Origin of the sequence: Polynucleobacter sp. MWH-UH35A (assembly GCF_018687075.1) — a bacterium.
GTDB lineage: Bacteria > Pseudomonadota > Gammaproteobacteria > Burkholderiales > Burkholderiaceae > Polynucleobacter.
Genome location: NZ_CP061285.1, coordinates 1,611,853 through 1,633,830 on the forward strand (window position 1 = coordinate 1,611,853; position 21,978 = coordinate 1,633,830).

At 47.5% G+C, this 21,978-nt stretch carries 21 protein-coding genes; 10 read left to right on the plus strand and 11 right to left on the minus strand.

Going from position 1 to position 21,978, the window contains the following annotated elements; all coding sequences use genetic code 11:
* The first annotated feature begins 57 nt into the window (after positions 1–57).
* The 3 genes from ICV36_RS08425 (at position 58) to ICV36_RS08435 (ending at position 3,899) form a co-directional block, all read left to right on the plus strand.
* Complete coding sequence (locus ICV36_RS08425) at positions 58–519, plus strand: tripartite tricarboxylate transporter TctB family protein (RefSeq protein WP_215400258.1); 462 nt, start codon at positions 58–60, stop codon at positions 517–519.
* 20 nt (positions 520–539) lie between these two features.
* Entirely contained in the window at positions 540–2,042 is a 1,503-nt protein-coding gene (locus ICV36_RS08430; protein WP_215400259.1) for a tripartite tricarboxylate transporter permease, read from the plus strand.
* A gap of 84 nt (positions 2,043–2,126) precedes the next feature.
* Positions 2,127–3,899, plus strand: a complete 1,773-nt coding sequence (locus ICV36_RS08435; protein ID WP_215400260.1) for a glutamine--tRNA ligase/YqeY domain fusion protein — start codon at positions 2,127–2,129, stop codon at positions 3,897–3,899.
* On the opposite strand, the gene ICV36_RS08440 is transcribed toward ICV36_RS08435, so the two are convergent.
* Positions 3,880–4,776 carry an SDR family oxidoreductase gene (locus tag ICV36_RS08440; RefSeq protein ID WP_251374980.1) on the minus strand — a complete coding sequence of 299 codons (897 nt, stop codon included), beginning with the start codon at positions 4,774–4,776 and terminating at the stop codon, positions 3,880–3,882. The genes ICV36_RS08435 and ICV36_RS08440 overlap by 20 nt on opposite strands.
* A gap of 27 nt (positions 4,777–4,803) precedes the next feature.
* Between ICV36_RS08440 and ICV36_RS08445 the strand changes: the two genes are divergently transcribed.
* Positions 4,804–5,844: a CDP-6-deoxy-delta-3,4-glucoseen reductase gene (locus ICV36_RS08445; RefSeq protein WP_215400261.1), complete on the plus strand. Its 1,041-nt coding sequence runs from the start codon at positions 4,804–4,806 to the stop codon at positions 5,842–5,844.
* A 71-nt stretch (positions 5,845–5,915) separates the two neighbouring features.
* Positions 5,916–7,109 (plus strand): acetylornithine transaminase, encoded by a 1,194-nt coding sequence (locus tag ICV36_RS08450; RefSeq protein WP_215400262.1) that lies wholly within the window; start codon positions 5,916–5,918, stop codon positions 7,107–7,109.
* Between the two features lie 10 nt (positions 7,110–7,119).
* Here the strand turns inward: ICV36_RS08450 and ICV36_RS08455 are convergent, their stop codons facing one another.
* The 7 genes from ICV36_RS08455 to ICV36_RS08485 form a co-directional block, all read right to left on the minus strand.
* A complete protein-coding gene (locus ICV36_RS08455) occupies positions 7,120–7,833 on the minus strand; it encodes an ABC transporter ATP-binding protein (protein WP_215400263.1) in 714 nt (237 codons plus the stop codon).
* On the minus strand, positions 7,833–8,606 hold the full coding sequence (locus ICV36_RS08460) for an ABC transporter ATP-binding protein (protein ID WP_215400264.1): 774 nt from the start codon (positions 8,604–8,606) through the stop codon (positions 7,833–7,835). Before ICV36_RS08460 ends, ICV36_RS08455 begins: the two co-directional genes overlap by 1 nt.
* A complete protein-coding gene (locus ICV36_RS08465; RefSeq protein ID WP_371743220.1) occupies positions 8,603–9,673 on the minus strand; it encodes an ABC transporter ATP-binding protein in 1,071 nt (356 codons plus the stop codon). The genes ICV36_RS08460 and ICV36_RS08465 overlap by 4 nt, the downstream gene beginning before the upstream one ends.
* 22 nt (positions 9,674–9,695) lie before the next feature.
* Positions 9,696–10,631 (minus strand): branched-chain amino acid ABC transporter permease, encoded by a 936-nt coding sequence (locus ICV36_RS08470; RefSeq protein ID WP_215400266.1) that lies wholly within the window; start codon positions 10,629–10,631, stop codon positions 9,696–9,698.
* Positions 10,632–10,703: 72 nt separating this feature from the next.
* The gene (locus ICV36_RS08475; protein WP_251374982.1) at positions 10,704–11,876 is read right to left on the minus strand and encodes a branched-chain amino acid ABC transporter substrate-binding protein; all 1,173 of its coding nucleotides are present in this window, start codon (positions 11,874–11,876) and stop codon (positions 10,704–10,706) included.
* A gap of 48 nt (positions 11,877–11,924) precedes the next feature.
* Entirely contained in the window at positions 11,925–12,866 is a 942-nt protein-coding gene (ispH, locus tag ICV36_RS08480; protein ID WP_215400267.1) for a 4-hydroxy-3-methylbut-2-enyl diphosphate reductase, read from the minus strand.
* A gap of 3 nt (positions 12,867–12,869) precedes the next feature.
* Positions 12,870–13,316 carry a peptidylprolyl isomerase gene (locus tag ICV36_RS08485; RefSeq protein ID WP_215400268.1) on the minus strand — a complete coding sequence of 149 codons (447 nt, stop codon included), beginning with the start codon at positions 13,314–13,316 and terminating at the stop codon, positions 12,870–12,872.
* Between the two features lie 30 nt (positions 13,317–13,346).
* On the opposite strand from ICV36_RS08485, the gene radC reads away from it, so the two are divergent.
* The 3 genes from radC to rpmG all read left to right on the plus strand — a co-directional run bounded on the left by radC (position 13,347) and on the right by rpmG (position 14,599).
* The gene (radC, locus tag ICV36_RS08490) at positions 13,347–14,045 is read left to right on the plus strand and encodes a DNA repair protein RadC (protein WP_251374984.1); all 699 of its coding nucleotides are present in this window, start codon (positions 13,347–13,349) and stop codon (positions 14,043–14,045) included.
* 141 nt (positions 14,046–14,186) lie between these two features.
* Entirely contained in the window at positions 14,187–14,420 is a 234-nt protein-coding gene (gene rpmB, locus ICV36_RS08495; protein WP_011903570.1) for a 50S ribosomal protein L28, read from the plus strand.
* Positions 14,421–14,431: 11 nt separating this feature from the next.
* Complete coding sequence (gene rpmG / locus ICV36_RS08500; RefSeq protein WP_015421876.1) at positions 14,432–14,599, plus strand: 50S ribosomal protein L33; 168 nt, start codon at positions 14,432–14,434, stop codon at positions 14,597–14,599.
* 123 nt (positions 14,600–14,722) lie between these two features.
* Here the strand turns inward: rpmG and ICV36_RS08505 are convergent, their stop codons facing one another.
* Genes ICV36_RS08505 through purN form a run of 3 tightly spaced genes read right to left on the minus strand, consistent with a single transcriptional unit; the run spans position 14,723 to position 18,129 of the window.
* A complete protein-coding gene (locus ICV36_RS08505; RefSeq protein ID WP_215400270.1) occupies positions 14,723–15,916 on the minus strand; it encodes an acyl-CoA desaturase in 1,194 nt (397 codons plus the stop codon).
* Between the two features lie 27 nt (positions 15,917–15,943).
* Complete coding sequence (locus ICV36_RS08510; protein ID WP_215400271.1) at positions 15,944–17,503, minus strand: RsmB/NOP family class I SAM-dependent RNA methyltransferase; 1,560 nt, start codon at positions 17,501–17,503, stop codon at positions 15,944–15,946.
* Positions 17,500–18,129 carry a phosphoribosylglycinamide formyltransferase gene (gene purN, locus ICV36_RS08515; protein ID WP_215400272.1) on the minus strand — a complete coding sequence of 210 codons (630 nt, stop codon included), beginning with the start codon at positions 18,127–18,129 and terminating at the stop codon, positions 17,500–17,502. Before purN ends, ICV36_RS08510 begins: the two co-directional genes overlap by 4 nt.
* 39 nt (positions 18,130–18,168) lie before the next feature.
* On the opposite strand from purN, the gene ICV36_RS08520 reads away from it, so the two are divergent.
* Together ICV36_RS08520 and ileS are read left to right on the plus strand one after the other, a co-directional pair.
* Entirely contained in the window at positions 18,169–19,119 is a 951-nt protein-coding gene (locus ICV36_RS08520) for a bifunctional riboflavin kinase/FAD synthetase (RefSeq protein WP_215400273.1), read from the plus strand.
* Positions 19,094–21,973: an isoleucine--tRNA ligase gene (ileS, locus tag ICV36_RS08525; protein WP_371743221.1), complete on the plus strand. Its 2,880-nt coding sequence runs from the start codon at positions 19,094–19,096 to the stop codon at positions 21,971–21,973. Before ICV36_RS08520 ends, ileS begins: the two co-directional genes overlap by 26 nt.
* Positions 21,974–21,978: the final 5 nt, after the last annotated feature.

A 21,978-nucleotide genomic window follows, 5' to 3' on the forward strand; every position in this document is an offset into this window, starting at 1 on the left:
ACAATCCCACAACATCAATAAAAATCGGCACTTAAGTCGACAAACAAGGAGAGCAACTTGAAAATTCGTAATCAACGGGATTTTGGGGCCGGAATCATGTACATGGTTATTGGCCTCTTCTTCGCCATCATGGCAAACCAATATCCGATGGGTACCGCTGCCAAAATGGGTCCAGGCTACTTCCCGTTCTATCTAGGCATCTTGATGTTCTTATTGGGCATCTTGGTAGCCGTTAAAGCTTTCGGCGCCAAAGCAGCCATCGAAAGCATTCCAAAATTTAATTGGCGCATCATTGCACAAATTACAGGTGCTGTTGTCCTCTACGGATTGCTCCTGCCGCGCCTTGGCTTCTTAATAGCCGTAGTGGTGCTGGTTTTTGTTGCTGCTAGCGCTAGCAAAGAATTTACCTGGAAAGGCACTGCAATCAATGCGGCTTTCTTGGTGACATTTACTTATTCAGTGTTTGTGTTGGGTCTGAAACTTCAGTTCCCACTCCTGCCTGTATTCCTACAACAATAACGAACCGGGGACTCTGAAAAATGGATTTATTTGCTAACTTAGCTCTCGGTTTCGATACCGCGTTCACATTACAAAACCTCCTGTACTGCCTTATTGGTTGCATCTTGGGAACTTTGATTGGTGTATTACCAGGCCTCGGCCCGATTGCAACGATCGCGATGTTATTGCCTGCAACCTATGCGTTGCCTCCAATTGCTGCCCTGATTATGTTGGCCGGCATTTACTACGGCTCACAGTACGGCGGATCTACAACAGCGATTTTGTTAAATATTCCGGGGGAGACGTCGTCGGTGGTAACTGCAATCGACGGCTACCAAATGGCCCGCAATGGTCGAGCCGGTGTTGCACTCTTTACTGCTGGTATGGGCTCATTCTTTGCTGGTTGCGTAGCAACTTTAGTATTGGCCGCCTTTGCCGCTCCACTCTCTCAACTCGCATTTAAGTTTGGTCCTGCCGAATACTTCTCCTTGATGGTCCTAGGCCTGATCGGTGCAGTTGTATTGGCATCCGGCTCATTGATCAAGGCAATTGGCATGATCATCTTGGGTCTCTTGATGGGCTTGATTGGTACTGACGTGAACTCTGGTGTATCACGCTATGCGTTCGATATTCCTGAATTGAGCGATGGTATCGGCTTCGTAGCTGTGGCGATGGGCGTGTTCGGATTCGCAGAAATTATGGGCAACCTTGAAAAGTCTGGCGAAGACGAAGGCTTCCTTAATAAGCTCACCAGCATGATCCCAACCAAGACTGATGTGAAGCGTATGATTCCTTCGGTATTGCGAGGCACCACTATCGGCTCTATCTTGGGCATCTTGCCAGGCGGTGGCGCTGCACTGGCTGCGTTTGGCGCCTACTCTGTTGAGAAGAAATCCTCTAAGTACAGCCATGAATTCGGCAAAGGTGCTATTGAGGGTGTTGCAGGTCCTGAAGCAGCAAACAACGCTGCCGCTCAAACATCATTCATCCCATTGCTCACATTAGGTATTCCACCAAATGCGGTGATGGCCTTGATGGTTGGCGCGATGACTATTCATAATATTCAGCCAGGTCCACAAGTGATGACCAGCAACCCAGCACTCTTCTGGGGTCTGATTGCTTCCATGTGGATCGGTAACGTGATGTTGATCCTCCTGAACTTGCCTCTGATTGGTATCTGGGTAAAGCTCTTGAAGATTCCATATCGCTTCCTCTATCCAGCCATTTTGGTGTTCTGCTGCATTGGCGTATACACGGTAAACAACACTGTGTTTGACGTTTATGTGACTGCAGGCTTTGGCTTGATTGGTTACCTGTTCTTCAAACTGGGTTGCGAACCTCCTCCATTGCTCTTGGGCTTTGTGCTAGGACCAATGATGGAAGAGAACTTCCGTCGCGCCCTCTTGCTATCCCGTGGCGACTTCTCCACCTTTGTAACCCGCCCACTTTCTCTAGGTTTGCTGATTGCAGCAGCCCTCTTGGTAGTGATCGTGGCTTTGCCAGCAGTGAAGAAGACTCGCGAAGAGGCATTCGTAGAGGATTGATTCTCTACGCCTCCCCAGAAATGAGCCCGCAGCAGTTTGCGGGCTTTTTCTTTATGGGCCAAGGGTTTTCTCTACAATGTGGCTATGTCCCAAGATAGCAAACCCACCAAAGCAAATACCGGCACTGTAGCTGAGCCATCAAACTTCTTACGTCAGATCATTGATCATGACTTGGCAAGTGGTGCTTTTTCACAGCGCACGAATTTAGCCGGTGAAGCTATCCCACCCATCATTACCCGCTTTCCGCCTGAGCCTAATGGATACCTACATATCGGCCACGCTAAAAGTATTTGCCTCAATTTTGGCTTAGCTGCTGATTACAACAATCAAGCAGGTGGCGCGCGTTGCAATATGCGCCTTGACGATACTAACCCCGTGAAAGAGGATGTTGAGTACGCTGACAGTATTTTAGATGCAGTGAAGTGGTTAGGTTTTGATTGGGGCACCCATCTGTATCACGCAAGTGATTACTTTGACAAACTCTACGAGTTTGCCGAGATCCTCATTCAGAATGGGAAGGCATACGTTGATAGCCAAAGTGCGGATGACATTCACACCAATCGCGGCAACTTTGGCCAAGCCGGAAAAAATAGCCCCTATCGTGATCGCAGTCCAGCAGAAAATCTACAGCTATTTCGCGATATGTGCGATGGCAAGTATAAAGATGGTGAACATGTCCTGCGCTTGAAGATTGATATGGCGCACCCCAACATCGTGATGCGCGATCCCGTGGTTTATCGCATTCGCCATACCGACCATCACCGCACTGGCAGCAAGTGGTGCATCTATCCACTTTATGACTTTACCCATTGCATTTCCGATGCGCTAGAGAATGTCTCCCATTCCATATGCACACTGGAGTTTGAGAACAACCGTCCGCTATATGACTGGATTGTGAATTCCCTCAGGGAGCTAGGCGTCTTTAAAGACCCTGTGCCACACCAATATGAATTCGCCCGACTCAATCTGACTTACACCATCACTAGCAAGCGCAAGCTCCTGCAGCTGGTAGAAGAAAAGCATGTTGAAGGCTGGGATGATCCGCGCATGCCAACGATCGTTGGTATTCGACGTCGCGGCTATACCCCAGAAAGTATTCGCTTGTTCTGCGAACGTATTGGCGTCTCAAAGGCAGATAGCTGGATTGATATGAGCACTTTAGATCAAGCATTACGCGATGATCTTGAAGTCAGAGCACCACGAGCGACTGCGGTTCTCAAACCGCTTAAGTTGGTGGTAGAAAATTTTGATGCAAACACCAAAGAGCCATGTTCTGCACCACGCCACCCCAATCATCCAGAATGGGGTAATCGTGAATTTAATTTCACACGTGAGCTGTGGATTGAAGCGGATGACTTTATGAAAGAACCTATTAAGGGATTCTTCAGACTTTATCCGCCGATCGGGGATCAGCCTGGTAGCCGGGTACGTTTACGTCATGGCTTTGTAGTGGAGTGCACCGGCTTTGAAACTGATGCGCAAGGCAATGTCACGCAAGTTAATGTGGCTCACTTCCCTGATAGCAAGAGCGGTACGCCTGGCTCGAATAACTATAAGGTTAAAGGCAATATCCACTGGATCAGCGCCGCCGAGGCGATTCCGGCTGAAGTGCGCCTGTACGATCACCTCTTTAATGACCCACATCCAGATAGCGGCGATAAGAACTTCTTAGATGCCATTAATCCTCACTCCAAGCAAACGATTAGCGCTTACTTAGAGCCTTGCATGAAAGAAGCTAAACCCGAAGATCGCTTCCAATTTGAGCGTCATGGCTACTTTGTTGCCGATAAGAATGATTCAAAACCTAGCAAGCCAGTATTTAACCGTACGGTGGGGCTTAAGGATTCTTGGAAATAGTTTTTAAAAAATGTCCTACGCTGGGATAGCGTAGCGGCGTTTTGAGTTCATGCAAACGACCATTCATCACTCTGCGTGATTCGCGCATAAATGACCACAGCATTGGGCTTACAATTTTTTGCAACTCATTGCCAGGTAATCGTGCTGGCCTTTCCAAATCAAAGGCATCAGCCACTTCATCGAAGTAATCACCCATTTTGGTTTCCTCACCATCGCAGGCATTGATGATGCGCTGGGGTTTACCGTGATAAACCGCCGCACACACTAACCTCGCCAAATCATCGCTATGGATGTGATTGGAGTAAGTATCTTCCTCCGAAAGTAGCGCCGGTATTTTTGCCTGTAATCGCTCAATAGGCAAACGATCGGCAGCGTAAATTCCGGGTACACGCAAAATAGTCACAGCCACGCCATTTGCAGGGCCCCACAAGCGCAGTGCTTGCTCGGCATCCACCCTTCTTTGAGCGCGCTCACTTTGCGGGCTAACTTGGGTCACTTCACTCACCTTTCCGCCCCTATGGTCCCCATATACGCCAGTAGTACTGATATAGACTAGGCGCCTGACGGCATTGGAGCCTTGGGCTAAAATTCGTAGAAGGTTGCGGGTTCGGCAATCACGATTTCCACCATTTTGAGGTGGCGCTAGATGAATGACGGTTTGAGCTAAACCACTAAGGCGCCACAAAGACTCTGGATGATCCAGATTACCCAAAATAGGAATCGCGCCAACCTCCCTCAACTCCTGAAAGCGATTCTGTTGAGAAGTGAGTGCAAATACACGGTGACTTCTAGAGAGCTGTTTAGCTACCCGAAGACCAATATCTCCGCAGCCAATAATCAGGATTGAAGGTTTACCAAAAGATTGCATAAGTGACATCGTAACGATTTATTGAAAGGAATGAGAGTGTCTTACCAAGTCACGCTCAAAACGAGCGGCAAACAATTTACAGTCAATCCAGATGAAAACCTCCTTGAGGCTGCTCTGCGTCAAGGCATCAACCTGCCCTATGGCTGCAAAAATGGTGCTTGCGGATCATGCAAAGGTAAAGTTTTGGAGGGTCAGGTTACTCATGGCCAGCATAGTGAAAGCGCCCTTAGCAAAGCCGATGAAACATCCGGCAGCATTCTGTTTTGCTGCTCTCACCCCCAATCAGACCTGTTAATTGAGGCGCGTGAAGTTCAAGGTGCTGGTGATATTGCGATTCGTAAGGTGCCCTGCCGCGTCAACACAATTCTCAAACCAAGTGCTGATGTTGCCATCCTCAAACTCCAGCTACCCGCCGCTGAACGTTTTCAATTTCTTGCTGGGCAGTATTTAGAGTTTCTTCTGAAGGATGGTCAACGCCGCGCCTACTCAATTGCCAATGCGCCTGAGCAAGATGGGCCTCTCGAATTGCACATTCGCCATTTGCCCGGCGGTCTATTCACCGACTTTGTATTCGGCGCAGTCACCCCCGCACTAAAGGAAAAAGACATTCTTCGTTTTGAAGGTCCACTGGGAAGCTTCTTTCTAAGAGAAGATTCTAAGAAACCGATTATTTTTGTTGCCGCTGGCACAGGATTTGCGCCAATCAAATCGATCATCGAGCAAATGCAGGCCAAGAAGATTCATCGACCCATTCACCTGTACTGGGGCGGCCGTCGTCCAAACGATTTGTATTTAGATGATTTGTGCAAATCTTGGGAAAAGCAAATTGCCGACTTTAAGTACATCCCGGTGATTTCCGATGCGTTAGCTGAAGACACATGGCAGGGTCGCACAGGCTTTGTGCATCAAGCCGCCATGGCAGACCATCCTGACATGAAGGGATTTCAGGTCTACGCTTGCGGAGCTCCAGTGATGGTCAATGCGGCCCGCAATGATTTTTCATCCAAGTGTCATCTGCCTGAGGAAGAATTCTTTGCTGACTCCTTTACCAGCGCAGCGGATTTGGCTAGCGCATAAGTCCTGCGCCATAAATCCCATTCAGTTAGATAATAGATACTTCATTTGACCTTATTGACCACTAAATCAGCATGAATAAGCCAGCTCAAGCCATCGATACCCATTCAGTAATGTTCATTACTCCGCGCCCAGAAGTGGTGATGATGGAAGGCAAGGGCTCATGGCTTACAGACAATAATGGCAAGCGCTACTTAGATTTCTTGCAAGGCTGGGCCGTCAATTGCTTAGGCCATGGCAATCCAGGAATGATTGAAGCACTTAACGCACAAGCAAAAAAACTCATCAATCCAAGTCCAGCGTTCTATAACGAACCGATGATTGGTTTATCTAATCTGCTCACAGAAAATAGTTGTTTTGACAAAGTGTTCTTTGCGAACAGCGGTGCCGAAGCGAATGAAGGCGCCATTAAGTTGGCGCGCAAATGGGGTCAGCTCAATAAATCGGGTGCCTTTGAAATCATTACTTTTGATCATAGTTTTCATGGGCGCACACTAGCAACGATGAGCGCCTCTGGAAAGCCAGGCTGGGACACCATGTTTGCACCCCAAGTTCCAGGGTTTCCTAAAGCGGATTTAAACGATCTTGAATCAGTAAAAAAACTGGTAACCGACAAAACGGTTGCGGTCATGCTCGAGCCGGTTCAAGGTGAAGGCGGCGTCATTCCCGCCACCACAGAATTTATGCGCGAACTCCGCAAGTTCACCAAAGAAAACAACATTCTATTGATTGTGGATGAAGTGCAAGCTGGCTGCGGACGCACTGGCACCCTCTTTGCTTACCAAAACTACGGCATTGAGCCAGACATCATGACCCTGGGCAAGGGTATTGGCGGAGGCGTTCCATTAGCAGCCCTATTGGCAACAGATGCAGTAGCTTGTTTTGTACCTGGCGATCAAGGTGGTACCTATAACGGCAACCCACTCATGACTGCTGTTGGTATTAGCGTCATTAGACAGCTTATGGCTCCAGGATTCCTGGAGAGTGTTAAAGCCAAAGGCGAGCTACTCAAAACCGAATTACTCAAACTGGTAAGCGAGTTCAATCTTGAGGGCGAGCGCGGCGAGGGTTTGCTACGTGCGCTGATGCTTGGAAAAGACATTGGCCCAAAACTGGTTGAGCTAGCGCGCGATCGAAACCCAGAAGGTTTATTGATCAACTCTCCAAGACCAAACTTATTGCGCTTTATGCCAGCATTGAATGTATCCGATGATGAAATTCGTCAGATGTGTAATATGCTGCGCGAGTTACTCAAGGAAGCAGTTTAAAGCTATCCGCCTACTCGCCCAAGTAGGCGGCTCGTACCCTCGGATCTTCCAGCAACTCTTTTCCAGATCCGCTGAGGGTGATTAAACCGCTTTCCATAACATAAGCACGGTCCGCCATCTGCAAGGCTAAGCGCGCATTCTGCTCTACCAGCAGAATTGTCATACCGCTAGATGACAAGCTCCGCACCACATCAAAAATAGTCTCTACCATGATGGGCGATAAACCCATTGAGGGCTCATCTAGGAGCAACAATTTCGGCTCGGCCATCATCGCCCTACCCATGGCTACCATTTGCTGCTCGCCGCCTGATAGCGTGCCCGCCAATTGAGATAGGCGCTCTTTCAATCTTGGGAAATATGAGTAAACCTCTTCCAACTTGCGCTCGATTTCTTTGGCATCTGACTTTAAGTAGGCGCCCATTTGCAAGTTTTCTAAAATCGTCATGCGTTTAAAGACGCCACGACCTTCAGGCACCATGCCCAGACCCAGGCGCACTAATTCATAAGCAGGCAACCTCCTAGTCTTCTGATTTGCAAAATCAATTTCACCGGCAGAAGGGGTGAGCAAACCTGCGATTGCCTTCAGGCTCGAACTCTTACCCGCACCATTTGCGCCAATTAATGCTACGAGCTCACCTTGATTGACATGCAGATCAATTCCTTTAACAGCATTAATGCCGCCATAAGAAACCTTGAGATCTTTTACATTCAGCAAGGCACTCATTAAGCAGCTCCTTGACCGAGATAGGCTCTAATCACTTCTGGATGCACCCGAACATCCGCCGGCTTTCCGGCAGCAATTACTTTGCCATAATCGAGCACCGTGAGGCTGTCGCAAATTCCCATCACCAAACTCACATCGTGCTCAATTAGTAAGATGGTTTTACCATCAGCACGAATACGCAATAGCAATTCACGAAGCTCTAGCTTTTCGGTCGCATTCATGCCGGCTGCAGGTTCATCCAGTGCCAAGAGCTTAGGTTCAGTCGCTAATGCCCTGGCAATCTCCAGGCGACGTTGATGACCATAAGAAAGATTACGCGCCTCCATCTGAGCAAATTCGCTGAGGCCAACGTAAGCAAGTAAGGCATGCGCCTTATCGCGAATCGTTTGCTCTTCACGCTTGGTGGATGGAAAACGAAAAATTGCACCTAACAAGCCCGCTTTAGTGCGGCAGTGGCACCCCACCATCACATTCTCTAGTACGGACATTTCACTAAAGAGGCGGATATTTTGGAAAGTTCTTGCCAAACCGGATTTAGTGACCTCAGATACTGATTCTGGAAAATACGATTTGCTATCAAACAGAAAGATTCCGGAGTCCGCAGGATAGAGACCTGTAATCACATTAAAGAAAGTAGTCTTGCCTGCACCATTAGGACCAATCAAGCCAACAATTGCACCCTGTGGCACTTGCAGACCAACAGAATCTAACGCTTGCACACCACCAAAGCGCTTAGAGACATCAGTGACATCGAGCAATAAAGAGGTGCTCATCTGCCACCCCCACGCTTTTGCCAAATACCACCTGGACGATAGAGCATGATCAAAATGAGAGCTAGGCCGTAAATTAATTGACGAATAATTTCAACATCAATAATCACGTGACCGAATAGAAACTGTTGCAATGGTTGCGCAATACCGCGCAATATTTCTGGAAATACCGCCAAAAGCACCGCGCCCAAAATCACCCCGGGAATATGGCCGATACCACCCAGAACCACCATAGCCAGTACCACGATGGACTCCCAGAGCGTAAATGACTCTGGCGAAACAAAGCCCTGAAAAGCAGAAAACAATACGCCCGCCACTCCAGCAAAAGATGCGCCGATTGCAAAGGCAAGCAACTTCATATTGCGGGTATTGATGCCCATCGCTTTAGCAGCGATCTCGTCCTCACGAATCGCAATCCAAGCACGGCCAATGCGGGAGTCCTGTAAGTGCAGGCAAACAATAGCGACTGCAATTGCCAGAACCAAGAATAAATAAAACACCAGATACAAACCTGGGATTTGCACAAATCCTAAATCCAAAGGCTTGGTAAATGAGATACCAAACAACTGAATCGGATCAATTCCAGAAATTCCCTTCGGGCCATTAGTAAGATTTAATGGGCGATCTAAGTTATTCATGAAAATGCGAATAATTTCACCGAATCCCAAAGTGACAATAGCCAAGTAATCTCCACGTAATTGCAGAGTAGGCAAGCCTAATACCAATCCAAATAAGGCTGCCAAAATAATCGAGAACACCGCCACCATCCAGGGTGAAAAATGCATCCCTTCCGGAAAGCTCGCTGCTATCGATGCAAACTGAGTTGGTAAATGGGGAGAAGCCAATAAAGCAAAGCTATAGGCTCCCAACGCATAAAAGGCGATGTAACCCAAATCCAAAAGACCTGCAAAGCCAACAACCACGTTTAAGCCCAGCGCTAAAACGATATAGAGCAAAGCGAAGTCAATTACTCGAACCCAATAATTACCTCCAGCCGCACCTGCAACCCACGGCAAAAGAATTAGAGCAATGAGTCCAAGCCACAGATAAGTAGTTCCATTAAGGTGAATAAGGCGATTAGTGAAAAGGCTTTTAAGCACGATCAGAAACCTTTTCACCCAACAAACCAGTGGGTCGCAAAACTAGAACCAAGATCAATACCAAGAAAGCAAAAATATCCTGGTAGTTGGACCCAAAGACTCCGCCAGTAAGCTCACCAATATATCCAGCACCCAAAGATTCAATCAAGCCCAATAGCAAACCACCCAACATTGCACCCTGTAAATTTCCGATGCCTCCCAGAACGGCGGCAGTAAATGCTTTCAGGCCAGGAATGAAGCCCATATAAAAATGCACGTTGCCATAGTTACTGGCAATCATGACTCCCGCTAGACCCGCTAATGCGCCACCCAACATAAAGGTAATGGAGATCACGCGATTGGGATTGACGCCCATCAGAGCGGCAATTTGGGTTTGCTCAGCAGTAGCGCGCATCGCCCGACCAAGCTTTGTTTTTTCAACCAAGAACAATAAGCCAGCCATTACTACTAGGGCCACTACGATGATCACAATTTCTTTTCCAGTAATCGTCGCGCCAGTACCCCACAAATCGATGGGAGTGGATGGCAATAATTGTGGATAGGTCATTGGGTTACGAGACCAGATCATCATCGCAATCGTTTGCAACAAAATAGACATGCCAATCGCCGAGATCAGCGGAGCCAAACGAGGGGCATTACGTAAGGGGCGATAAGCAATTCGCTCAATCCAGTAACTCAATCCAGCACAGACCGCCATCGTGACTGGCAAGATGATCAAGAGCGTGAGCCAACCCGGCAAATCACTCGTTAAACCAAGAATCACACGCAATAAAGACAGTGAAACCATGGCGCCAATCATCAACACTTCGCCGTGTGCAAAATTAATGATCCCGAGCACACCGTACACCATGGTATAGCCCAAAGCAATCAGGGCGTAAATGCTGCCAAGCACTAAGCCATTAATGATTTGCTGAAGAAGAATATCCATGGAGATGGGGATTTTTTAAGCTTGATAAAAAATAGCACCGCAGTAGCGGCGCCATTGTTTATGCAAATGTCATTACATCTTAATGACATCAAGCACGGTTTTCTTTTTATCCTTGAAGTCATACAAAGTAATGACGCCCTCTTTCATATCACCTTTGCCATCAAAAGCAATATTACCCACTAAACCTTGCATTTTCGTATCCGGCATAGCAGCCAATATTTTTGCAGGATCAGTTGAGTTTGAACGCTTCATCGAATCTACTAAAACATAGACAGCATCGTAAGTGAAAGGTGCATAAATTTGCACATCAGAGTTAAAGCGCTCTTTGTAGCGCTTCTGGAAGTCGGCGCCTTGCGCCATTTTTGATAAGGCCATGCCAGCCTCAGAACAAGTGACATTCACTACTGCCTCGCCAGCCAATTCAGCGAGCTTCTCAGTACACATGCCGTCACCACCAACTACTTTGGCCTGAATACCAAGTTCAGCAGCTTGTTTAGTCAATGGTCCACCGGTTGCATCCATGCCACCATACATGATGACGTCCGGCTTACTACCCTTAATCTTGGTTAAGATCGCCTTGAAATCCGTGGCCTTGTTATTACTCGCTTCACGGGTAACTACTTTCATGCCAGCAGCTTTAACAGTTTTTTCAAACTCATCAGCCAGGCCTTTGCCATACTGAGTCGAGTCATCAATAATCGCCACAGTCTTTGCCTTCAAAGTATTAGCAACATAATTCGCCAGTGCTGGACCTTGTTGTGCGTCCGTTGCAACCAAGCGATAAGTTGTTTTAAATCCTTGCTTTGTGTAGTCAGGATTCGTGGCAGATGGAGATACTTGTGTAATGCCTGCGTCGCTATAAATACGTGACGCCGGAATACTTGTTCCAGAGTTCAGGTGGCCCACTACTCCCACAACCTTGGCATCTACTAATTTTTGCGCAACTTGCGTTGCCGTCTTAGGATCTTCAGCATCATCCTCGGGAACCAATGTCAGAACTACTTTTTTTCCGTCGATCGTCAATCCTGCTTTATTAATTTCTTCGAGAGCTAAACGCGCACCATTTTCATTATCTTTACCCAAATGGGCTATAGGGCCAGTTAGCGGGGCAACGTGCCCAATTTTTACCTCAACAGCATCCGCCGGAACCGCAGCAGACTTATCTCCGCCCTTACCACAAGCCGCCAGCAGTAAAGCCGCAGCCGCCATTGCGAAAACGCTCTTTGTAATGTGTGATTTGCTCATGTACAGCTCCTCTGTTATGAATGAATACTGAATCAACTTTAATCAACCTTAATCAACTAAATTTTTGGGCAAAGAAAAGGTTACATCCTCAACCACACCATCAAGTGCGCGAACACTCCTTGGGCCAAACTCTTGGATGCGACTAACGATCGATTGCGCCAAACTTTCTGGTGCAGAGGCTCCAGCCGTTAAGCCCACGCGTTTTTTTCCAGCGAACCATTCTGGCCTGAGTTGTTCTGGGGAGTCCACCATGTAAGCCGGAACACCCAGCTTTTCAGCAAGTTCGCGCAAGCGATTGGAGTTAGAGCTCGCCGCACTTCCGACCACAATAACCACCTCAACTTGAGGTGCCATGAATTTCACAGCGTCCTGACGATTTTGGGTGGCGTAACAAATATCTTGTTTGCGAGGCTGAACAATATTAGGAAACTTTTTGGTTAATGCTTCAACAATTTCCCTTGTCTCATCTACTGAGAGCGTTGTCTGCGTGACAAATGCAATTTTCTCTTCAGCGGAAAAAGGAAGGGAATCCACATCGCCAACTTTTTCGATTAAGCACACACCTTCCTTGACTTGCCCCATAGTGCCCTCAACCTCTGGGTGCCCTGCATGACCAATCATCAATACAGTAAAGCCGTCTTTGCACATTTTGACGACCTCAAGATGCACCTTTGTAACCAAGGGGCATGTAGCATCATAGACTTGCAGCCCTCGCGCCTCAGCATCCCTGCGGACCTCCTGAGAAACACCATGAGCACTAAATACCACGATGCCGCCCTTAGGAACTTCATGCAGTTCATCCACGAATACCGCGCCCTTATTGCGCAATTCATTGACGACATATGCGTTATGCACAATTTCATGGCGCACATATATGGGGGCGCCAAAACGATTCAGCGCCTCATTCACGATATTGATCGCACGATCAACGCCTGCGCAAAATCCACGCGGCTGAGCCATCAAAATTTCTGCGTTATCGGAAGCGCTCATGCTTTACAGAATCGCCACAATCTCTGCTTCAAATTTCACAGATCTACCCGCCAAAGGATGATTAAAGTCAAACCATGCACCCTCTTCATTAATCGATTGCAGTACGCCCGCATACTGAGCGCCGCCTGGCGCATTGAACTCAATCACATCGCCTGGATTGAATTCGACATCATCATCTCGACCCTCTCTAAGCGCTTTCAGGGAAACCCATTGCACTAAATCCTCTTTACGATCGCCAAAACTTTCTTCAGGAGTAAGTAGTGCGCTTTTTTTCTCACCAACGCCCAGGCCCAACAACACCTTTTCAAAGCAAGGAGCAAATTGTCCAGATCCCATCAGAACCGTCGCAGGACGATCAATAAATGTGTTGATGTAATCCTCCCCGCTGGGCAACGTGAGCCGATAGTTGAGGGTCAGAAAGGAATTAGGCAAAACAGTCAATTTGGTCATAAGGTGATTGTATCTAGGCCTGCGCTGGCTGTGCATTCTCCCATTACGGACTGGCCAAAAAATGAACAGCCCAGGGAGAAGCTTCGCCTAAAAGGTGCCGCAGCACTCTCTGACGCCGAATTACTTGCCATCTTTTTGCGCATTGGGGTAAAGGGAAAAAGCGCAGTCACTCTAGCCAAAGATCTCATTCATCATTTTGGAAGCCTGCCCCGCCTTTTAGCCAGTACACCTGAAGAATTCACTCGCGTCCATGGCGTAGGACTATCCAAATGGTCTCAAATTCAAGCGGCGTATGAGTTGGTTAAACGCAGCCTAGAGGACGGCCTCAGTCAAGACCCCATCTTTTCATCACCGAATCACGTGAGGGAGTTCTTGCAGGCCAAAATTGGCCGCCTGCCACACGAGGTTTTTCTCTGTCTTTACCTTGACTCAAGCCTTCATCTCATTGAGTGCGATGAGCTTTTTAGGGGCTCCATCACCCAAACAGCCATTTACCCCCGCGAAATCCTCAAAGAAGCTCTCTCTAAAAATGCGAGCGCCCTAATCGTGGCCCATAACCACCCTAGCGGTAACCCATTGCCTAGCGACGCAGATCAGGAATTGACCAAGGTACTTGAAAGCGTCTTACAAATGGTCGATATTCAGCTTTTAGATCACTGCATCGTGAGTGGCAGTGGTTTTTTCTCATTTTCAGACTCTGGTCTTATGAATATTAGTGTTAAACGATAGTGTTTACTAACTTATTAGCTTATTTTGCTCCTGAGCCTGCTTTTTACATCCAAATCCCCAAGAACAAGGCTAATTAGGGCTAGCCCAAAATAGGTCGAGACTGATACAATCTTCTTTTTTCGCAATTAATGGAGTTATGTCATGGCAAAAGTTTGCCAAGTCACTGGGAAGAAGCCGATGGTTGGCAACAATGTATCCCATGCAAACAATAAAACGAAACGTCGCTTTTTGCCGAATTTGCAAAACCGTCGTTTCTGGGTTGAATCTGAAAACCGCTGGATTAGCTTGCGCTTAACCAATGCTGGTTTGCGCGTTATCGACAAAAACGGCATCGATGCTGTGTTGTCTGATCTCCGTGCACGTGGCGAAATTTAAGGAGCGCACAAATGGCTAAAGGCGGCAGAGAAAAAATTAAGTTGGAGTCATCAGCAGGTACTGGTCACTTCTACACAACTTCAAAAAACAAGCGTACTAAGCCTGAGAAAATGGAGATCATGAAGTTTGATCCAACCATTCGCAAGCACGTTGCTTACAAAGAAACAAAACTGAAATAACGCATTTATTTAATACGTATTTTAAGTAAATAAAAAACCCGCTATCTCAGCGGGTTTTTTATTGTCTACAGTATCGAACTGTATTGTTGTTGGCCTTATTTCTTTCGTTACCTCTATTTTTATTTAAGCGTAACGACGCAATCTTAAAGAGAACTCGCGAAGACTCGTTAGGCCACTTTCTTCAGCACGCTGACACCAAGCATGTAACTGAGAAAGCAATTGCTCCTTGGTAGCAGAAGAGCGACTCCATATTGCCTGTAACTCACGACGCATTTCAATCATCTTGCGTAACTGTGCATTGCTGGCCATTAACTCTTCAAGTTTTAATTTCTCTTGCTCCGTTAAGCGAGACTCATCTTTAGCCAACCAAATCCGAGCATCACTCAAATGTGCAGCCAAGACCTGCATATGTTGCACTTCATTGCTAAAGAAACTGCGCAATGTCTTGCTATAACGCGCCATGATTTCATAACGGTTTGCAATAATAGCTTCAAGTGTGTTTTGATCGGCTGGGCGTAAATCACTCAGTACTGGCTTCGGCGGAGTCTTCTTCACAGTAGCTAAACCAACTGCACTCATGATCTGGATATACATCCAACCAATATCAAACTCATACCATTTATTAGACAGCTTCGCGCTAGTTGCAAACGTGTGATGATTGTTATGCAACTCTTCGCCGCCAATCAAAATACCCCAAGGAAAAATATTGGTGGAGGCATCTTCACAATCAAAATTGCGATAGCCCCAATAGTGTCCGATGCCGTTAATAATCCCAGCGGCAGTAATCGGAATCCACAACATTTGCACTGCCCACACTGTCAATCCAATGGCACCAAATAAAAACACATCAACGATGAGCATGATAGCGACACCCTGCCAAGAGAACTTGGAATAGATGTTGTGCTCGACCCAGTCATCCGGAGTACCGTGACCAAACTTATCCAATGTCTCTTGATTAGCGGCTTCTTTTTTATAGAGCTCAGCACCACGAGACAGTACAGTTTTAATTCCCAAAACTTGCGGACTATGAGGGTCGTCAACGGTTTCACATTTAGCGTGATGCTTGCGGTGAATCGCGGCCCACTCCTTCGTCACCATTCCCGTAGTTAGCCAAAGCCAAAAACGAAAGAAATGGGAAACGATGGGATGCAGATCTAGTGCGCGATGCGCTTGGCAGCGATGCAGAAAAATCGTTACAGCGGCAATAGTGATGTGGGTGACAACTAAGGTAAAAACAACAATTTGCCACCAAGACCAATCTAAGTATCCATTGGCAAGCCAGTGGAGGAACAAATCAAAACCTGAAACTGTATTCAAAAGGGAATCCCTAAATAGGCTAAAACTCTATTTTAGTTCCTTAGGGGTCTTCTTGTTTTTGACCTTAACCTCTTTTTGAACCTCTTTTTCAGACTGGGGAACAAGTGCAGCAGCTTTCTTTTGGAAAACTGCCCCAAAGAAACCATCCGTGCCATGAATATGGGGCCATAACTGCCACCAAGGATTGTCTGGACTGCACCCTAAAGGTAATTTTTCCTTTGGAAACAATGGTTTAAGAACATCTGCCGCTGGTACCGCCTCAAAATTGGGGTGTTTTGCTAAAAAGTCCTCAGCAATCGCCTGATTTTCTTGAGGCAATAGGCTACAAGTGGCATAAACCAAGCGTCCACCTGGTTTTAATAGTCGAGCAGCGGAAGACAGAATGCTCATCTGCTTCTGATTCAGCTCCAATACCCCTGCTTGGGTCTGACGCCACTTGAGGTCAGGATTACGGCGCAAAGTACCCATACCACTACAAGGGGCATCCACTAGCACGCGATCAATCTTGCCAGCTAAACGCTTGATCTTGGCATCATTCTCACTATCAATCCATACCGGATGCACGTTAGAGAGTCCGCTGCGGGCTTGCCTTGGCTTTAAATTGGCCAAGCGACGCTCAGACGTGTCAAGGGCATACAGGCGCCCTGTGGAGCGCATAAGCGCCCCAATTGCCAGAGTCTTGCCGCCCGCACCCGCACAGAAGTCCACAACCATCTCGCCGCGCTTTGGTGCAAGTAAATATGCCAAGAGCTGACTGCCTTCATCTTGCACCTCAAACATACCCGCCTTAAAACCAGCAGTATTTTGCAAAGCGGGCTTACCCATAATGCGCACACCATCTGGTGCATACGGAGTTGGGATTGCTTGGTAGCGACCGCCTAATGCATTCATCTGCGCAAGCAGTTCTTCGCGATTGGTTTTCATGGTGTTTGCACGCAAATCTAATAATGCTGGGTGCATTAACGATTTAGCCAATTCTTCACGAGTGTCCTCACCTGGATATTGACCAAATGCATCCCACAACCACTCGGGCAAATTGTTGCGCACTAATGAATTTAAAGCAGCGGGATCAACCGTTGCAAAACGTTGCAACCATTCATATTCACCAGGCTTGAGTACGTGCGCTAGGTCAGCAATAGCACTCTCTGCACGGTTAGCGGAACCCAGTCCACCTTCAGATAAGGCGGACAGCAAACCCAATAGGGCTAAGCGTCTAGACTGAGAGCCTTCACCGCTTGCCGCAAATTGTGAGAACTCATTTTTACGGCGCAAGATTGCAAATGCGCTCTCTGCAATCAGAGCGCGATCACGGTTTCCGAGTTGTTTCTCTTCTCTAAAATAACGACTCACTACACGGTCTGCAGGCTGCTCAAAACTCAGCAACTCTGGAAGCAAACGCTCCAGGTGAATTGCATGCTGTGGCAATGCTTTTGCATTGGAGAAATTCTTTTGACCTTCAGGGGCAATCAAGTTGCCGCTGGCATTTCGACGCTCAGGGCGACGCAATGGATCTTTCGATTTCGCTGCGTAACTTTTTTGGGGGGCTAGTCTGCTTCCAGATCTGCGGGATGGACGTTCTGCACTCATAATTTAAAAAATTGCGACTCTGGGGGTTGTAGCTTCACTTGATTACCTTCTATTCGCAATCGTCCATCGAGGAACCATTTTACGGCCCGCGGGTAAATTTGATGTTCTGCAGCCAAAACGCGCGCAGCTAGAGTGTCAGGATCATCACCTTCCAGTACAGGCACTGAAGCCTGACAAATGATGGGGCCCTCATCTACCCCCTCATTCACAAAGTGAACCGTGGCACCATGCTCCTTGACCCCAGCTTCCAAGGCCCGCTCATGGGTATGTAAACCAGGAAAGGCTGGCAACAGTGCTGGGTGAATATTGATCAATCGCCCCTCAAAATGGCGAATAAATCCAGGCGTCAGAATTCTCATAAAACCGGCGAGAACGACTAAATCAGCCCCGAGGGCATCGATCTGCTCAATTAAAGCCGCATCAAAGGATTCGCGGGTAGCGTGCGCCTTATGGTCAATAGCAAAGGCTGGAATGCCCTGCGAGCGAGCAAAATCAAGGCCCTTAGCCGCTGAATGATTCGCTATGACCCCAGCAAATGTGACTGGCCACCGCTCTTTTTGAGCCGTTTTGACAATGGCTTCGAAATTAGATCCGCGGCCGGAGATTAAGGTAACGATAGAAGGCATGCCCACAATATAATTGATGGCTACCCTGAAAGCGATTTTGTGAACGTATTCCGTGGCCCCACCCAGTTTTCTGCAGGACCAGCTTGTGCCTTAACCATCGGTAATTTCGATGGGGTGCACAGGGGTCATCGCGCCCTGCTTAAACAACTCGTGGATGGCGCTAAAGAAAGAGGTTTGGTCAGCTGCGTTATGACTTTCGAGCCGCACCCAAAGGAATTCTTCTCTCCAGACCAAGCACCACCCCGCATTCTGAATTTGCGCGACAAATTAGCAGCGCTTTCTGAACTCGGAATTGATCGTGTTGTGGTGGAGCATTTCAACTCCGCTTTTGCGAAGCTCACCCCAGATGAATTTGTTTCAGAAATTATTGTCAAGCGCTTGAACGCTAAATGGATTTTGATTGGCGATGATTTTTGTTATGGCGCAAAACGTGCCGGCAACTTTGCCAGCCTAAAAGCGGCCGGCGAAAAATATGGTTTTGAAGTGTCGAGCATTCAAACTATTCAAGAGGGTGGTGAGCGCATCTCCAGCTCTGCGCTACGTGCCGCACTTGCCAGTGGTGATATGAAGTTGACTGAAAAATTATTAGGTCGCCCTTACGGAATTTCAGGGCATGTGCTTCATGGTCAAAAACTAGGACGTCAACTTGGCTTCCCTACTTTAAATTTAGCTGTTGCTAATCATTTACATCATCGCAAACCAGCAACAACTGGAATCTTCACTGCGCAAGTTTTAGGCTTGGGCGATCAGCCACTGCCTGCGGTTGCCAGCCTCGGCGTAAGACCTACAGTAGAAGACGCTGGCAGAGTATTGCTGGAGACCCATATTTTTGATTACAACAATGATGTGTACGGGAAAATTATTACCGTAGAGCTATTAGAAAAAATTCGTGATGAGGCGAAGTACCCTGACCTCGAAACCCTTACAAAAGCGATTGCAGCAGATGCAGCGCATGCCAGAAATTATTTCCAGAAAAAAGCTTATGTCTGAAAAAGAAAATTCTTATCCCGTCAATCTTTTAGATACCCCCTTCCCAATGCGAGGAGATTTAGCCAAGCGTGAACCGCAGTGGGTTACTGGATGGCAAAAGAATAAGATCTACGAAAAGATTCGTGCAGCCCACGCCAATCAACCAAAGTTCATCTTGCATGATGGCCCCCCATATGCCAACGGCGATATTCACATTGGTCATGCGGTTAACAAGATCTTGAAAGATATGATCATCAAGTCTCGCTGGTTAATGGGTTTTGATTCAGTCTACGTCCCTGGCTGGGACTGCCATGGCATGCCGATTGAGATCCAGATTGAAAAAGAATTTGGTAAAAATTTACCAACTGCTGAGGTTCAATCTAAGGCACGCGCCTACGCACATGTCCAGGTTGAGAAACAAAAGAAAGATTTTGAGCGCTTAGGTGTTCTGGGAGATTGGAATAACCCCTATCTCACCATGAACTTCCGCAACGAGGCCGATGAAATCCGCGCCCTCGGGAAGATCTGGGAAAAAGGTTACGTATTCCGCGGCTTAAAGCCAGTGAACTGGTGCTTTGACTGTGGTTCTGCATTAGCTGAAGCCGAAGTGGAATATCAAGATAAAACTGATCCTACTGTAGATGTTGGTTTTGCATTTGATGATGCACAGCGCCCACAGCTAGCCAAAGCATTTGGACTGCCTGAGTTGCCTAATAAGCCAGGTCAAATTGTGATCTGGACAACAACACCATGGACTATCCCTGCCAACCAAGCGATGAACGTTCATCCAGAACTCACTTACGCTTTAGTAGATGCTAGTGATAAGTTATTAATTCTCGCAAAAGATCGTGTGGAGACTTGTTTGCAAGATTACGGTCTGGAAGGCAAAGTCATTGCCACTTGCCAAGGTGGCCAGCTAGCAAATATTTCTTTCTGGCACCCACTGGCTCCATTACATGAAGGCTACAAACGCCTCTCACCAATTTATCCAGCCGAGTACGTCACACTGGACACCGGCACAGGCATTGTTCATTCAGCGCCCGCCTATGGCGAAGAGGACTTCAAGTCCTGTAAGGCCAATAAGTTAGCCGACAAAGACATTCTCAATCCAGTAATGGGCAACGGCGTATACGCATCTTGGTTGCCACTCTTTGCCAATGAATACATCTGGAAAGCAAACCCCAAGATCGTTGAAGCCATGCGCGAAGCAGGCAGTCTCTTACGCGATAAAACTTACACCCATTCATACATGCATTGCTGGCGCCATAAGTCACCGATTATTTATCGCGCCACTTCACAATGGTTTGCGAGCATGGATAAGAAACCATCTGATGGCAAACCTAGCTTGCGTGAGACTGCGCTTGCCGGCATTGAGAACACTGAGTTCTTCCCTGCCTGGGGTAAGCAACGTCTTAACAGTATGATCGCCAATCGTCCCGACTGGACTTTGTCACGCCAGCGCCAGTGGGGCGTGCCGATGGCTTTCTTTGTCCATAAAGAAAGTGGTGAGCCACACCCACGCACCGTTGAGCTCCTCGAAGAAATTGCCAAACGCGTAGAAAAAGAAGGGATTGAAGCCTGGCAAAAACTAGAGGTTTCTGAGTTGCTTGGCGAGGAGGCTACGCACTATGAAAAGAATCGTGACACGCTAGACGTCTGGTTTGACTCTGGCACAACACATTGGCATGTCATTCGCGGCTCACACCGTGATGAATTGTTAACTGCTGACGCTGAAACACCAAATGGTCGCTTAGCTGACTTATATCTAGAAGGCTCCGACCAACATCGCGGCTGGTTCCACTCCTCATTGCTAACAGGTGCCATGCTCGATGGCAAGCCACCATACAAAGCCCTCTTGACTCATGGCTTCACTGTGGATGGTCAAGGTCGCAAGATGAGTAAGTCCGTTGGCAATGTGATCGCGCCTCAACAAGTAGCAGATAAACTCGGTGCGGAAATTATTCGCCTCTGGGTGGCCTCTACCGACTACTCAGGCGAAATGACGATCTCGGATGAGATTCTCAAACGCGTGACTGAGAGCTATCGCCGCATTCGGAATACATTGCGATTCTTACTAGCCAATCTGTCTGATTTTGATCCAAGCAAGCACACAATGCCTGCTGATCAGTGGCTGGAGATTGATCGCTATGCTGTTGCGCTTGCCAATGCATTGCAGAATGATGTTGAGGCACATTACAAGGCTTATGAATTCCAGCCTGCAGTCGCACGCATGTTGACTTTCTGCTCGGAGGATTTGGGTGGCTTCTATCTCGACATTCTGAAGGATCGTCTTTATACGAGCGCACCTGACTCGCCAGATCGCCGCGCAGCGCAGAACGCACTGTTCCACATCACCCGCAATCTCTTGAAGTGGTTATCCCCATTCCTCTCCTTCACTGCAGAAGAAGCCTGGAAAGACTTTCCACATGGTTCAGGAAACAAGCCTGCCGAATCCATCTTTATGGAGGAATTTGGCCAATTTCCGCAAATCGCTCAAGCTGATGAGTTGCTCGCTAAATGGAGCCGCATTCGTGAAATTCGCTCTGAAATTACCAAGGCAATTGAAGTGGAGCGTGAGGCAGGCAACGTTGGCTCATCTTTACAAGCTGAACTCACAATCAAAGTAGGTGATGTTGATTTTGCTATCCTGCATTCACTTGAAGATGATTTACGGTTTGTCACGATTACCTCTAGCGCTAATATTGAACTTAGCAATGAGGGTCTAGAAGTATTGGTAAGAGGTAGTCAATATAAGAAGTGCGGTCGCTGCTGGCATCACACTAAAGATGTTGGTAGCAGTACCGATCATCCAGAATTATGTGGCCGCTGTATTAGCAATCTCTTTGGGGATGGCGATCACCGTCTCTTTGCTTAAGATTA

Bases quoted from the DNA above. Each gene is read 5' to 3' on its own strand.
- ICV36_RS08430 (WP_215400259.1), top strand. From the start codon at position 540: ATGGATTTATTTGCTAACTTAGCTCTCGGTTTCGATACCGCGTTCACA.
- ICV36_RS08435 (WP_215400260.1), top strand. From the start codon at position 2,127: ATGTCCCAAGATAGCAAACCCACCAAAGCAAATACCGGCACTGTAGCT.
- ICV36_RS08440 (WP_251374980.1), bottom strand. From the start codon at position 4,776: ATGTCACTTATGCAATCTTTTGGTAAACCTTCAATCCTGATTATTGGC.
- ICV36_RS08450 (WP_215400262.1), top strand. From the start codon at position 5,916: ATGAATAAGCCAGCTCAAGCCATCGATACCCATTCAGTAATGTTCATT.
- ICV36_RS08455 (WP_215400263.1), bottom strand. From the start codon at position 7,833: ATGAGTGCCTTGCTGAATGTAAAAGATCTCAAGGTTTCTTATGGCGGC.
- ICV36_RS08460 (WP_215400264.1), bottom strand. From the start codon at position 8,606: ATGAGCACCTCTTTATTGCTCGATGTCACTGATGTCTCTAAGCGCTTT.
- ICV36_RS08470 (WP_215400266.1), bottom strand. From the start codon at position 10,631: ATGGATATTCTTCTTCAGCAAATCATTAATGGCTTAGTGCTTGGCAGC.
- ICV36_RS08475 (WP_251374982.1), bottom strand. From the start codon at position 11,876: ATGAGCAAATCACACATTACAAAGAGCGTTTTCGCAATGGCGGCTGCG.
- ispH (WP_215400267.1), bottom strand. From the start codon at position 12,866: ATGAGCGCTTCCGATAACGCAGAAATTTTGATGGCTCAGCCGCGTGGA.
- ICV36_RS08485 (WP_215400268.1), bottom strand. From the start codon at position 13,316: ATGACCAAATTGACTGTTTTGCCTAATTCCTTTCTGACCCTCAACTAT.
- rpmB (WP_011903570.1), top strand. From the start codon at position 14,187: ATGGCAAAAGTTTGCCAAGTCACTGGGAAGAAGCCGATGGTTGGCAAC.
- rpmG (WP_015421876.1), top strand. From the start codon at position 14,432: ATGGCTAAAGGCGGCAGAGAAAAAATTAAGTTGGAGTCATCAGCAGGT.
- ICV36_RS08510 (WP_215400271.1), bottom strand. From the start codon at position 17,503: ATGAGTGCAGAACGTCCATCCCGCAGATCTGGAAGCAGACTAGCCCCC.
- purN (WP_215400272.1), bottom strand. From the start codon at position 18,129: ATGCCTTCTATCGTTACCTTAATCTCCGGCCGCGGATCTAATTTCGAA.